This window comes from Bradyrhizobium sp. MV1.5, assembly GCF_055807615.1.
Map to the genome: position 1 here is coordinate 66,010 of NZ_JBVVPL010000022.1, position 13,551 is coordinate 79,560.

Sequence of the window (13,551 nt, forward strand, 5' to 3'; positions counted from 1 at the left end):
GAGCCGGCACGATGGAGCTGTTCACCAACCAAGTGCTGGCCGGCATCGCCACGGGCGCGATCTACGCCTGCATGGCGCTCGCCGTGGTCATGATCTACCAGGCGATCGACCACCTCAACTTCGCGCAGGGCGAGATGGCGATGTTCTCGACCTTCATCTCCTGGCAGCTGATGCAATGGGGCATCCCCTATTGGGCCGCCTTCGTGATCACGCTGGCATTGTCCTTTGTCGGCGGCATCGCGATCGAGCGCATCCTGTTCAAGCCGCTCGCCAAGGCGCCGGTGCTGACCAACGTCGCCGGTTTCATCGCGCTGTTCGCGATCATCAACTCCTCGGCCGGCCTGATCTGGGACTTCACCATCAAGCAGTATCCGACCCCGTTCGGCTCCTCGCCCTTCCTCGGCAGCCAGCTGATCTCGACCCACCAGGCCGGCATGATCGGCGTCACCGTGCTGCTGCTGCTCGGCCTCTACTTCTTCTTCCAGTACACCAAGATCGGCCTCGCCATGCGCGCGGCCGCCTCCGTGCCTGAATCGGCGCGGCTGGTCGGCATCAACACCAGCTGGATGATTGCGCTCGGCTGGGGCATGGCGTCCGCGATCGGTGCGATCGCCGGCATGCTGATCGCACCGGTCGTGTTCCTCGAGCCCAACATGATGGGCGGCGTGCTGATCTACGGCTTTGCCGCGGCGGTGCTCGGCGGACTGACCAGCCCGTTCGGCGCCGTGGTCGGCGGCTTCCTGGTCGGTGTCTTCGAGAACCTCGCCGGCACCTACATTCCCGGCGTCGGCAACGAGCTGAAGCTTCCGATCGCGCTCGCGCTGATCATTTCCGTCCTGGTCGTCAAACCCGCTGGCCTGTTCGGCCGGCAAATCGTCAAGCGAGTTTGATCATGAGCGCTGCAGAAGACGTCGTCACGGAAGCCACGGCAGTCGAGGCGGTTCCGAAGCGGGCAATGACGCTGGGCACGGGCACCTCCCTGTTAGTGCTGGCGGTGCTGTTGGTCGTGCCGATGTTCGTCAAGAACTTCATCATCTTCCAGATGACGATGCTCCTGATCTACGGGCTCGCGGTGCTGGCCTTGAACATCCTGACGGGCGGCTCCGGCCAGTTCTCGCTCGGCCAGAGCGCCTTCTACGCCGTGGGCGCTTATACCTCGGCGGTGCTGATGGAATACTTCAACGTCAACTATGCGCTGACAATTCCGATTTCCGCCGCGGTCTGCTTCGGATTCGGCTACCTGTTCGGCAAGCCGGCGCTGCGGCTGTCGGGCGTCTATCTCGCGCTCGCGACCTTTGCGCTTGCCACCGCGATGCCGCAGCTGCTGAAGCTGAACTTCCTCGAGCACTGGACGGGCGGCGTGCAGGGCCTCGTCGTCACCAAACCCGACGCGCCGTTCGGGTTGCCGATGTCACAGGACACGTGGCTCTACTACTTCTCGCTTGCCGTCGTGCTCGCGATCTACATCTTCTCGGTGAACCTGCTGCGCTCCCGGTCGGGCCGCGCCTTCATGGCGATCCGCGACAACGAGATCGCGGCCTCCTCGATGGGCGTCAACGTCGCACTGTACAAGACGCTGGCCTTCGGCGTGTCCGCCGGCATCACCGGCGTTGCCGGCTCGCTTGGCGCCATCGCCGTGCAGTTCGTCGCGCCCGACAGCTACACGATCACGCTCGCGATCTCGCTGTTCCTCGGCATGGTCGTCGGTGGCGTCGGCTGGCTGCCCGGCTCGTTCGTCGGCGCAGCCTTCATCATCTTCGTGCCGAACATGGCGGAGGGCATCTCCAAGGGCCTCTCCGGCGCCGTGTTCGGCGTACTCCTGTTCGCCGTCATCTACCTCGTGCCGCACGGCGCGAGGCAGATCGCGATCATGGGCCAGCAACTCGTCGGCCGGCTCAGAAACAACTGACAACCCTTTGATTCAGCCAAGGAGACCCGAATTGCTTTTTGAAAGAACACTGCGAACCGCTGCGCTGGTAACGGCAACGGCGGTCATCACTCTCACCTCGGGCGCCGCATTCGCCCAGAAGAAATATGACACCGGCGCCTCCGACACCGAGATCAAGATCGGCAACATCATGCCGTACAGCGGTCCGGCGTCGGCCTATGGCATCATCGGCAAGACCGAAGAAGCCTACTTCAAGATGATCAACGACAAGGGCGGCATCAACGGCCGCAAGATCAACTTCGTCACCTATGACGACGGCTATTCGCCGCCGAAGGCCGTGGAGCAGGTCCGCAAGCTGGTCGAGAGCGACGAAGTGATCGTCGTGTTCAACCCGCTCGGCACGCCCTCGAACAGCGCGATCCAGAAGTATTTGAACGCCAAGAAGATCCCGCAGCTGTTCGTCGCCACCGGCGCCACCAAGTGGAACGACCCGAAGAACTTCCCCTGGACCATGGGCTGGCAGCCCTCCTACCAGAGCGAAGCGCAGATCTACGCGAAATGGCTGTTGAAGGAGAAGCCGGACGCCAAGATCGCGATCCTCTATCAGAACGACGATTTCGGCAAAGACTACCTCAAGGGCACCAAGGACGGCCTGGGCGCCAAAGGCGCGTCCATGATAATCATGGAAGAAAGCTACGAGGTGTCCGAGCCCTCGATCGACGGTCACATCGTCAAGATCAAGGCGGCCAATCCCGACGTCCTGCTGATCTACGCGACGCCGAAGTTCGCGGCCCAGACCATCAAGAAGACCGCCGAGCTGAGCTGGAAGCCACTGCAGATCCTCACCAACGTGTCGATCTCGGTCGGTAGCGTGATGAAGCCGGCCGGCTTCGAGGCTGCGCAGGGCGTGTTGTCGGCGGCCTATGCCAAGGACTCCACGGACCCGCAGTGGGCCAACGACCCCGGCATGAAGAAGTGGAACGAGTTCGTCGACAAGTACATGCCGGGTGCCGACAAGTCCGACACCAGCATGGTCTATGGCTACGGCGCCGCGTCGACGCTGGCCAAAGTCCTGGAGACGTGCGGCGACGATCTGACCCGGGCCAACATCATGAAGCAGGCGGCCTCGTTGAAGGACTTTGCACCGGACACCCTGCTGCCCGGCGTCAAGATCAACACCGGGCCCACCGACTTCGCCCCGATCGCGCAGCTTCAGATGCAGCGCTTCAAGGGCGAGAAGTGGGAACTCTTCGGCGAGATCATCAGCGGCGACATCGCCACCGAGTGACGCCCTGACGCCATAGTCCGACACATCGAGAGGCCCCCGCGAACGATCGCGGGGGCTTTTTGTTGACGTCCCGCATCAATCTTGTTCAATGCGGCGGCGATCCGTTCCGGGTGGAGAAAGATGACTGCCGTTCGATTTCAGGTTGCGGGCGTTCTGGCTGCATTCGCGTTGTGCACTGCGATGAGCGACCCAGCCCTGGCGCAGAAGAAATATGATAGCGGCGCTTCCGATACCGAGATCAAGATCGGCAACATCATGCCCTATAGCGGCCCGGCCTCCGCCTATGCGGCGATCGGCAAGGCCGAGGAAGCCTATTTCAACAAGATCAACGCCGAGGGCGGCATCGGCGGCCGCAAGATCAAGTTCATCTCCTACGACGACGGCTATTCGCCGCCGAAGACGGTGGAGCAGGCCCGCAAGCTGGTCGAGAGCGACGGGGTGCTGCTGATCTTCGGCTCGCTCGGCACCTCCACCAACGGCGCCATTCGCAAATACATGAACGAGAAGAAGGTGCCGCAATTGTTCGTGGCGAGCGGCGCTTCGAAGTGGAACGATCCAAAGCAATATCCCTGGACCATGGGCTGGCAGCCGAGCTACGCCAGCGAGGCCCGCATCTACGCCAAGTACATCATGAAGGAGAAGCCGGACGGCAAGATCGGCGTGCTCTACCAGAACGACGATTTCGGCAAGGACTATCTGAAAGGGCTGAAGGAAGGCCTCGGCCCCAAGGCCTCGATGATCGTGCTGGAGGACAGCTACGACACTTCGGAGCCCGCGATTGACGAGCATGTCGTGAAATTGAAGGCTTCCGGCGCCGACACCTTCGTCAGCATCACAACGCCGAAATTTGCAGCGCAGGCGATCAAGAAGGCGGCCGAGATCGGCTGGCATCCGGTCCACATCATCTCCAACGTTTCGGCCTCGGTCGGCGGTGTGCTCGAGCCGGCGGGGCTCGAGATCTCGCAAGGGATCCTGTCGGCGAGCTACACCAAGGACGGCTCCGACCCGCAATGGAACGCCGACGACGGCATGAAGAAATTCTACAATTTCGTCGCGCAGTACGATCCCAAGGCCAACAAGCTCGATGCCGGCGTGGTGTTCGGCTATGCCGCCGCGCAGACCATGGTGAAGGTGCTGCAAATGTGCGGCGACGATCTCACCCGCGACAACGTCATGAAGCAGGCCGCCAGCCTGAAGGATTTCGAGCCCGACACCCTGTTGCCCGGCATCAAGATCAACACCGCAGCCGATAATTTCGCCCCGATCGAGCAGCTCCAGATGATGCGGTTCAAGGGCCGGAAATGGGAGCTGTTCGGGGACGTCATCTCGAGCGAGCTTGGCCACTGAAGCCGCGCAACTCAAACTCGCTCCCTGATCTGTTCATCAACTCAGACGGATGCACCTTCTCGCAGTCGCACACGAGCGCGCGCCCATCCCTGACTACTAAAGAAGCAGCCCCTGCCCCCCCGCTGTGGGGGCTTTCTATTGAAGGCACCAGGTAAATCGTATTGAATTGCGGTTGCGTCACCAAGAACAGGCAACACAAGAAAAGGGACGCGCACACACCAAGAAAATAGGGAGATAGGAATGCCCGCTGTCACCGGCAAACTTGCGGCCGCGTCACTCGCGCTCGCGCTCATTGCGGCCTCGGCCTCCACTGCATCGGCCCAGAAGAAATACGATACCGGCGCGACCGATACCGAGATCAAGATCGGCAACATCATGCCCTACAGCGGACCGGCCTCCGCCTACGGCATCATCGGACGGACGGAAGCGGCCTATTTCAAGAAGATCAACGACGAAGGCGGCATCAACGGCCGCAAGATCAACTTCATCTCGTACGATGACGCCTACTCGCCGCCGAAGACGGTGGAGCAGGCGCGCAAGCTGGTCGAGAGCGACGAGGTGCTGTTCATCTTCAACTCGCTCGGCACGCCGCCGAACTCGGCGATCCACAAATACATGAACTCGAAGAAGGTGCCGCAGCTCTTCGTCGCCACCGGCGCCACCAAGTGGAACGACCCGAAGGATTTCCCCTGGACCATGGGCTGGCAGCCCAACTACCAGAGCGAGACGCAGATCTATGCGAAATGGCTGCTCAAGAACAAGCCGGATGCCAAGATCGCCGTGCTGTTCCAGAACGACGATTACGGCAAGGATTATCTCAAGGGCCTGAAGGACGGCCTCGGCGCCAAGGCCGCGTCGATGATCGTCATGGAGGAGAGCTACGAGACCTCCGAGCCGACCATCGACAACCACATCGTCAAGCTGAAGTCGACCGGCGCCGACGTCTTCATGAACATCACGACGCCAAAATTCGCGGCGCAGGCGATCAAGAAGAATGCCGAGATCGGCTGGAAGCCGCTGCACTTCCTCAACAACGTCTCGGCCTCGGTCGGCAGTGTGCTCAAGCCTGCCGGTTTCGAGAATGCGCAGGACATCATCTCTGCGGACTATCTAAAGGACGTGTCCGATCCGGAGTGGAACAATGATCCCGGCATGAAGGACTTCCTCGCCTTCATGACGAAGTACTTCCCGGACGGCGACAAGCTCGACCATGGCACCATCGTCGGCTACGGCGTCGCGCAGACGCTCGTCCAGGTGCTAAAGCAGTGCGGCGACGATCTCACCCGCGCGAACATCATGAAGCAGGCCGCGAGCCTCAAGAACTACCGGACCGAGGTGCTACTGCCGGGTGTCCAGATCAACACGTCTGCAACCGACTTTGCACCGATCAGCCAGCTTCGGCTCGAACGGTTCAAGGGCGAAAAGTGGGATCTGTTCGGCGACGTGATCAGCGCCGACGTCGGCGGCTAACCGCCTGATATCCACGACGATGAAAACCCCCTGCGAACCATCGCAGGGGGTTTTTGCTTGCGCGTCGATTATGATCACGCGATTGCACAATCGAATGATGGTGAAGCCGGCTTACGCTTTGGCGCATGATGCGGTAGGCAGGTGAGCGGCGCGTTTGCCGCCAGTCTTTTCTGTCCGCTCAAGGCCCTTCGTCATGACCGACCGACGCCCCCTGCTCCGCGCGCTCTACGACGCCGCCGTTGCCGCCGCTCATCCGAGCACCATACTGGCGCCGCACCTGCGGCCCGCGCCGAGGGGACGCGTGATCTGCCTCGCCGCCGGCAAGGGCGCGGCCGCGATGGCCGCCGCTGCCGAGCGGCATTACCTCGACACGCTCGGGCTCGTACCGGAACGCCTCGTCGGCATCGCCACCACGCGTCACGGCTACGGCGTGCCGACGCGCCGCATCCGCGTGGTCGAGGCCGGCCATCCCGTGCCTGACGAAGCCGGCCTGAAGGGCGCGGCCGATACGCTCGCGCTCGCAGCCGAGGCCGGGCCCGACGATTTGCTCTTGGTGCTGCTCACCGGCGGCGGCTCGGCGAACTGGATCGCGCCCGTGGACGGCATCAGCTTCGCGCAGAAGCAGGCGGTCAACAAGGCTCTGCTCCGCTCCGGCGCGCCGATCGGCGAGATGAATGTCGTGCGCAAGCACCTGTCGCGGATCAAGGGCGGCCGGCTGGCGCGCGCGGGCAAAAATGCCGCCGAGATCGTGACGCTCGCGATCTCCGACGTGCCGCATGACGATCCCTCCGCGATCGCCTCCGGTCCGACCGTGCCCGATCCAACCACGCTCAATGATGCGCGCGCCATCGTCGCCAAATACAAGCTCGACATCGACGATGCCGTGCGCCGCGCGCTGGACGACCCCGCCAACGAGAGCTGCAAGCCCGGCGACGCCGCGTTCGCGCGCGCGCACTTCGAATTGATCGCACGTCCGAAGCAATCGGTCGACGCTGCGGTGAGGCTGGCGCATGAGGCCGGTTACGAGACGATCGATCTCGGCGCCGACCTCGAAGGCGAGGCCCGCGAAATTGCCGCCGCTCACGCCAGGCTGGCGCTTCAGGCCCGCGCGCAGGGCAAGCGCGTCGCGATCCTCTCCGGCGGCGAGCTCACGGTCACCGTGCGCGGCAATGGCCGCGGCGGCCCGAACCAGGAATATGCGCTGGCGCTCGCCGGCCTCTTGAAGGACACGCCTGACATCTCCGCGCTCGCCGGCGACACCGACGGCGCCGATGGCGGTGCCGGCCATCCCACCGACCCCGCCGGCGCGCTGGTTGACGCGGCGACGTTCGCGAAGATGACGGCGCAGGGGCTGCAGCCGCAGGTCTATCTCGACAACAACGACGCGACGGCGTTCTTCGAGGCGACGGGCGACCTGTTGCTGCCGGGGCCCACGCTGACCAATGTGAACGACATCAGGGTAATCCTGGTCGACTGACACGGCGGCATCGCCGTCCCGCCGGCGCCGCGCGCGTTCGGCTGGACGACATGGTTAACGATCTCTGATTCTCGCCGGCGTTCTCTTTTCCAGAGGCGGCATCGCCGCCTTTAACCTCGCATTCGCCGCAGTTTCAGGAACATGTCCCGAAACTGGACGAATTGTTGGGCTGATTCACCGCCGCCTGCTCTAATCGCGTCGTCCCGGGGGCAACGCGCATGGCGGAAAGTGATCAGGAGGTCGCAAGCATTGATCCGCTCGTGCTCGGCGAGCTGCTCAAATGCGCCGCCAATAATCTATGGCTTGGGATCATCCTGTTTGGCAGCGACCGCAGGGTCATTTTCTGCAATCCGCGCTACCGCGAGATGTACGCGCTCTCGCCCGACCAGGTGCACCCGGGCACGCCGATCAAGGACCTGATCGAGCATCGGCTCAAACTGGGCCTGAACATCGGCGGAGAAGCCGGCGCCTATGTCCGCGCCCGCACCGAGGGTTCGGTCGTCAGCGAGCAGACGGTCCAGCAGTTCGCCGATGGACGAATCATCGCCTACACCATCCATCCCCTGCCCGACGGCGGCGGCATGGCGACCCACGAGGACATTACCGAGCGCGAAGAGCTCAGTGCGCGGCTACAGGAGCGCAATTTTCAGTTCGACATCGCGATCAACAACATGTCGCACGGACTCTGCTTCTTCGACGCCGGCCATCGGCTGGTGGTCTGCAACACGCACTTTATCGAGATGTACGGCCTGCCGCCCGACCGCGTTCGTCCGGGCACGCCGCTCCAGGAGATCCTCGACCTGCGCTACGAAGTCGGCAGCGTGCCCGCGATGACGCGGGAGGAATACGCCAAATGGCGGACCGATGTCGCCACGTCGGCCGAGGCCATGGACAGCATCGTCGAGATGCGGAACGGGCGAACCTTCAAGATCAGGCACCGACCGATGCCCGATCTCGGGTGGGTCGCGACCCACGAAGACATCACCGAGCAGCGCAAGGCGGAATTGCAGATCGCGCATATGGCGCACCACGACGCGCTGACGGATCTCGCCAATCGCGCCCTGCTCGGTCAGCGCCTCAAGCAGGCCCTCGAACAGGGCGGGATGTTCGCGATCCACCACATCGATCTCGACAAGTTCAAGGCCGTCAACGACACCCTGGGCCATCAGGCCGGCGACATTCTGCTGCAGGATGTCAGCCGCCGCCTCAAGCTGCTCGCCCGCGACAGCGATACCGTCGCGCGCATGGGTGGCGATGAATTCGTGATCCTCCAGTCGCCGATTTCCGATTCGAGCGAAGCTGACCTGCTGGCGCGCGATGTGGTCAGCACGCTGAGTGCTCCGTTCGGGCTCGACGGACATCAGGCTATTGTGGGCGCGAGCATCGGGATCGCCATTGCGCCCGGCGACGGCTCGACGCCCGAGCAACTCCTGCACAATGCCGATCTGGCCCTGTATCGCGCGAAAAGCGACGGCCGCGGCATGCACTGCTTCTTCGAACCGGCCATGGGCGAAGAGGCGCAAAGCCGCCGCGCGCTGGAGCAGGACCTGCACAACGGCCTTGCCGCCGGCGAGTTCGAACTGCACTACCAGCCGGTCGTGAAGAGCGACGGCGGCGAGATCAGCGGCTTCGAAGCCTTGATCCGTTGGCGACATCCACGGCGCGGACTGGTCGCGCCGAACAGCTTTATCCCGCTTGCGGAAGAGATCGGCCTGATCGTGCCGATCGGCGAATGGGTGATCCGGCAGGCCTGTGCCACTGCAAGCCGGTGGCCGGACCATCTGCACGTCGCCGTCAACATCTCGGCGGTGCAATTCCGCCAGCCGGGCCTGACGGAGGTGATCGTCGGCGCGCTCGCGGCCTCCGGCCTCGATCCGCGGCGGCTGGAGATCGAGATCACGGAAAGCGTTTTGCTGCAGGACAGGAACGGGACGCTGACGACGCTGCACCAGCTCCGCGCGCTGGGCATCAAGGTCGCCATGGACGATTTCGGCACCGGTTATTCGTCAATGACCTATCTGCAATGCTTCCCCTTCGACAAGATCAAGATCGACCGGTCTTTCGTCAGTGGCGTGGAAAACAATGCGGCATCCCTCAGCATCGTGCGCGCGGTGGCGGCGCTGGCGCGCGGAATGGGCATGACCACGACGGCGGAGGGCGTGGAGACCGAGGAGCAACGGGACCGGATCGCAGCGGAGGGCTGCACGGAAATGCAGGGCTATTTGTTCAGCCCTCCCTTGCCCGCCCTGGAAATCGAGCGCCGCTTCCTGTCCGCGGAAGCACCTGCCATGCCCGACCGGTTCGCCGCGGCATAACCGCCGCCAGCCCGCCCGCGATTCCGGGTTCGATGCTGGGCTTCGGAGTAATGAGCCGTCAAAACTCGTTGGCGATCTTCGAGAGCATCCCGAGCAGGGCTTCGCGGTTGGACGGCCCGAGCAGTTCGTTCAGCCGCGCCTCGTGCTTGGTGGCGACGAGCTTCTTGGCGCGGGCCAGCACGGCCTTGCCTTTGTCGGTCAGCACCAAGATGTGCGAGCGGCGGTCGTTGGTGGAGCGGATCCGCGCACAAAGGTCGCGGCTCTCGAGATTGTCGAGCATGGCGACGAAGTTCGGGCGCAGGATGCCGAGGGTAGAGGCGATCTCGGTCTGGTTACGGCCGGGGTTTTTCTCGACCAGCAGCAGCACGGAGAACTGCGCCGGCGTGAGCTGGAGCGAGGCCATGCAGCGCAGAAAGTTCTCGAACACCTTGAGCTGTGCCCGCTTCAGGACATAGCCGAGCTGCTCCGAGAGTTCGCCCAGCTGGAGGGCTTCGCAACCGTCGGCCGCGTCCTTGCGGCCCTTGGCGGTCTCGGCGGGTTTTTCAGAGGACTTTTCAGCGGTTTTGGAAACGGTCATCGCCTCATGCTCGTAATCCCGCTAAGTTCGGGAGGGTCGTCCGTCACCCTTGAAGTTATATTTGATAATTGTTATGGACCATATCAAATATCGTCAGCGTATTTCAATGGCTGTGAACGGACCGTCCACGACTATCAGGGGACCGGTCCTGAATCTTTGAGGGGGAGCGTCCGGTCTTGAATACCACCATCATGCTGTTCCTGCTGCAGGACGGCATCACCAATGGCGCGATTTATGCGCTGCTCGGCCTGGCGCTGGTGCTGGTGTTCGCCGTCACCCGCGTCATCCTCATTCCCCAAGGCGAATTCGTCACCTATGGCGCGCTGACCTACGCCTCGCTGGCCGCGGGCCAGATGCCGGGCACGGCGAAACTCGCGCTCGCCCTGGGCATCGGCGCCTTCGCGTTCGACCTGTTCGCGGCGCGCAAGGCGCTGCACGGGCGCCTGATCCTACGCAGCATCCTGACCAACATCGTGCTACCGGCCGTCGTGCTGGCGCTGACCGTCTACTACGCCGCCGAGAAGCCGCCGGTTGCGGTCTGCATCGCGCTGTCGCTGGTGATCGTGGCGATGATCGGCCTGTTTCTCTACCGCATCGCATTCCAGCCGCTGGCGCACACCTCGGTGCTGGTGCTGCTGATCGCCTCGGTGGGCGTCCACCTCGCACTTCAGGGATTGGGCCTATTGTTCTTCGGCGCCGAAGGTCAGCGCGGACCTGCCGTACTGTCCGGCTCTTTCACCACCGGCGCGCTGCGCTTCACAGGCCAGAGCATCACCGTCTACGGCATTACCATCGCCTTCATCGTCGGGCTGTGGCTGTTCTTCGGGCTGACCCTTTACGGCAAGGCGCTGCGCGCGACCGCCGTGAACCGGCTCGGTGCCCGGCTCGTCGGCATCCGCACCACGCTATCCGGGCAGATCGCCTTCCTGCTGGCGTCCGTCATCGGCGCACTGTCGGGCATCATGATCGTGCCGATCACGACGCTGTATTACGACTCGGGCTTCCTGATCGGCCTGAAGGGCTTTGTCGCCGCCATCATCGGCGGGCTTGTCAGCTATCCCCTCACCGCCGTCGCGGCGCTGGTCGTCGGCATCGTCGAGGCGTTCTCGTCCTTCTATGCCTCCAACTACAAGGAGGTGATCGTTTTCATGCTCTTGATTCCCGTGCTGCTGCTGCGCTCGCTCGCGGCGCCTGCGGTCGAGGAAGAGAAGGACTGACGCCAAGATGCAGAGCCGGCTCCCCATCCTCATCTTCGCGCTTGTCATGGCGGCGATCCCGTTTGTTCCGGGCATGCCCCCGTTCTGGATCGTGCTGCTCGACAATATCGGCCTCGCGGCCCTCGTCGCGATGGGTCTCGTGTTGCTCACCGGCGTCGGCGGCCTGACCTCGTTTGGACAAGCGGCCTTCGTCGGCTTCGGCGCCTACACCACTGCGGTGCTGTCGACGACCTACGGCATGTCGCCCTGGCTGACACTGCCGCTGTCGCTGGTGGTCAGCGGATTGCTGGCGGTGCTGCTCGGCCTCGTCACGGTCCGTCTCTCCGGCCATTATCTGCCGCTCGGCACGCTGGCCTGGGGACTCGGCTTGTTCTATCTCTTCAGCAAGCTGGAATTTTTGGGAAGAAACGACGGCATCTCGGCGATCCCGCCGCTGTCGATCGGCTCGTTCAAAATGCTCTCCCCCGGCTCGATCTACTACGCGATCTGGGTCGCCGTGATCCTCTCGGCGCTGCTCACGATGAACCTGCTGGACTCCCGCACCGGCCGCGCCATCCGCGCGCTCCGGCGCGGCCATGTCGCGGCCGAGGCGTTCGGCGTGCACACGCCGCGGGCCAAGATGCTGGTGTTCATCCATGCCGCCGTGCTCGCCGGCCTCTCCGGCTGGCTCTACGCCCATCTTCAGCGCGCGGTGAACCCGACGCCGTTCGGTGCGCAGGCCGGCATCGAGTATCTCTTCATCGCCGTGGTCGGCGGCGCCGGCTATGTCTGGGGCGGCGTCCTGGGCGCAGCGCTCGTCGTGGTCCTGAAGGAAGTGCTGCAGAGTTACCTGCCGCTGATCCTGCCCGGCTCCGGCCAGGTCGAAACCATCGTGTTCGGCATCATGCTGGTGGCGCTGCTCCAGCTCGCGCCCGGCGGCGTCTGGCCCTGGCTGATGTCGTTCCTGCCCCAACGCACCAATGGCAAGAAGCCGGACACTACGTTGAAACTGGAGCAGCGCACCCGCTCCCCCGGCCAATCCAGCGTGCTGCTTCAGGTCGAGAAGGCCCGGAAGCAATTTGGCGGCGTGGTCGCGGTGAACAACGTCTCCTTCGACGTTCAGGCTCGCGAGATCGTCGCGCTGATCGGCCCCAACGGCGCCGGCAAGAGCACCACCTTCAATCTGATCACCGGCGTGCTGTCGGCCAGCTCGGGCTCGATCTCGGTGCTCGGCAACAAGGTCGACAGGGCGCCACCGCAGGAGATCGTCAAGCTCGGCATCTCCCGCACCTTCCAGCACGTCAAGCTGGTGCCCGACATGACCGTGTTGGAAAACGTCGCGATCGGCGCCCATCTGCGCGGCCATTCGGGGCCGATCTCGTCGATGCTGCGGCTCGACCGCACTGATGAGGCAAAGCTGCTCGCCGAAGCCGCCCGCCAGATCGAGCGCGTCGGACTTGGCGAGCAGATGCATCAGCTCGCAGGCTCGCTGTCGCTGGGACAGCAACGCATCGTCGAGATCGCCCGTGCGTTGTGCGTCGATCCGATGCTGCTGCTGCTCGACGAGCCGGCGGCCGGCCTGCGCCACATGGAGAAGCAGCAGCTCGCGACTCTGCTGCGGGAGCTGCGCGACGGCGGCATGAGCGTGCTGCTTGTCGAGCACGACATGGGCTTCGTCATGAACCTCGCCGACCGCATCGTGGTGCTCGATTTCGGCACCAAGATCGCGGAAGGAACGCCGGCCACGATCAAGACCAATCCCGAAGTGATCAAGGCCTATCTCGGAGTGGCGGCATGAGTGCGCTGTTGTCCGTCGCCGACGCCCATGTCGCCTATGGCAAGGTCGAGGCCGTGCGCTCGGTCTCGCTCGAAGTCGGCCAAAACCAGATCGTCACCATCGTGGGGGGCACCCCCCGCCGCCAAAAAACCCGGGACAACGACCAAAAAGGCAGAATATAGCATGAGCGGGCGGCGTTATAGTCAAATCACACGA

10 protein-coding genes and 1 pseudogene are annotated in these 13,551 nt (G+C 63.6%); 10 read left to right on the top strand and 1 reads right to left on the bottom strand.

Going from position 1 to position 13,551, the window contains the following annotated elements; genetic code table 11:
• The first annotated feature begins 11 nt into the window (after window positions 1–11).
• The 7 genes from AC0L2J_RS20985 (at window position 12) to AC0L2J_RS21015 (ending at window position 9,785) form a co-directional block, all read left to right on the top strand.
• Window positions 12–890: a branched-chain amino acid ABC transporter permease gene (locus AC0L2J_RS20985; protein ID WP_007599708.1), complete on the top strand. Its 879-nt coding sequence runs from the start codon at window positions 12–14 to the stop codon at window positions 888–890.
• A gap of 2 nt (window positions 891–892) precedes the next feature.
• On the top strand, window positions 893–1,909 hold the full coding sequence (locus AC0L2J_RS20990; protein WP_007605316.1) for a branched-chain amino acid ABC transporter permease: 1,017 nt from the start codon (window positions 893–895) through the stop codon (window positions 1,907–1,909).
• A 31-nt stretch (window positions 1,910–1,940) separates the two neighbouring features.
• Window positions 1,941–3,176 carry an ABC transporter substrate-binding protein gene (locus AC0L2J_RS20995; protein WP_007605315.1) on the top strand — a complete coding sequence of 412 codons (1,236 nt, stop codon included), beginning with the start codon at window positions 1,941–1,943 and terminating at the stop codon, window positions 3,174–3,176.
• Window positions 3,177–3,296: 120 nt separating this feature from the next.
• Window positions 3,297–4,523 (top strand): ABC transporter substrate-binding protein, encoded by a 1,227-nt coding sequence (locus AC0L2J_RS21000; RefSeq protein ID WP_473393778.1) that lies wholly within the window; start codon window positions 3,297–3,299, stop codon window positions 4,521–4,523.
• A 240-nt stretch (window positions 4,524–4,763) separates the two neighbouring features.
• Window positions 4,764–5,993 carry an ABC transporter substrate-binding protein gene (locus AC0L2J_RS21005; RefSeq protein WP_063994653.1) on the top strand — a complete coding sequence of 410 codons (1,230 nt, stop codon included), beginning with the start codon at window positions 4,764–4,766 and terminating at the stop codon, window positions 5,991–5,993.
• Between the two features lie 193 nt (window positions 5,994–6,186).
• Window positions 6,187–7,470 carry a glycerate kinase type-2 family protein gene (locus AC0L2J_RS21010; protein WP_473393782.1) on the top strand — a complete coding sequence of 428 codons (1,284 nt, stop codon included), beginning with the start codon at window positions 6,187–6,189 and terminating at the stop codon, window positions 7,468–7,470.
• 218 nt (window positions 7,471–7,688) lie between these two features.
• Window positions 7,689–9,785, top strand: a complete 2,097-nt coding sequence (locus AC0L2J_RS21015; RefSeq protein WP_473393785.1) for a putative bifunctional diguanylate cyclase/phosphodiesterase — start codon at window positions 7,689–7,691, stop codon at window positions 9,783–9,785.
• A gap of 58 nt (window positions 9,786–9,843) precedes the next feature.
• Here AC0L2J_RS21015 and AC0L2J_RS21020 read toward each other — a convergent pair whose 3' ends face one another.
• Entirely contained in the window at window positions 9,844–10,362 is a 519-nt protein-coding gene (locus tag AC0L2J_RS21020) for a MarR family winged helix-turn-helix transcriptional regulator (RefSeq protein WP_473393790.1), read from the bottom strand.
• Between the two features lie 176 nt (window positions 10,363–10,538).
• Between AC0L2J_RS21020 and AC0L2J_RS21025 the strand changes: the two genes are divergently transcribed.
• The 3 genes and pseudogenes from AC0L2J_RS21025 to AC0L2J_RS21035 all read left to right on the top strand — a co-directional run.
• Entirely contained in the window at window positions 10,539–11,579 is a 1,041-nt protein-coding gene (locus AC0L2J_RS21025) for a branched-chain amino acid ABC transporter permease (protein ID WP_007605304.1), read from the top strand.
• A gap of 7 nt (window positions 11,580–11,586) precedes the next feature.
• Window positions 11,587–13,356 (top strand): branched-chain amino acid ABC transporter ATP-binding protein/permease, encoded by a 1,770-nt coding sequence (locus AC0L2J_RS21030; RefSeq protein ID WP_063994650.1) that lies wholly within the window; start codon window positions 11,587–11,589, stop codon window positions 13,354–13,356.
• Window positions 13,353–13,463 (top strand): annotated as a pseudogene (locus AC0L2J_RS21035) (ABC transporter ATP-binding protein); the annotation flags it as partial. The gene AC0L2J_RS21030 and the pseudogene AC0L2J_RS21035, both read left to right, overlap by 4 nt.
• Window positions 13,464–13,551: the final 88 nt, after the last annotated feature.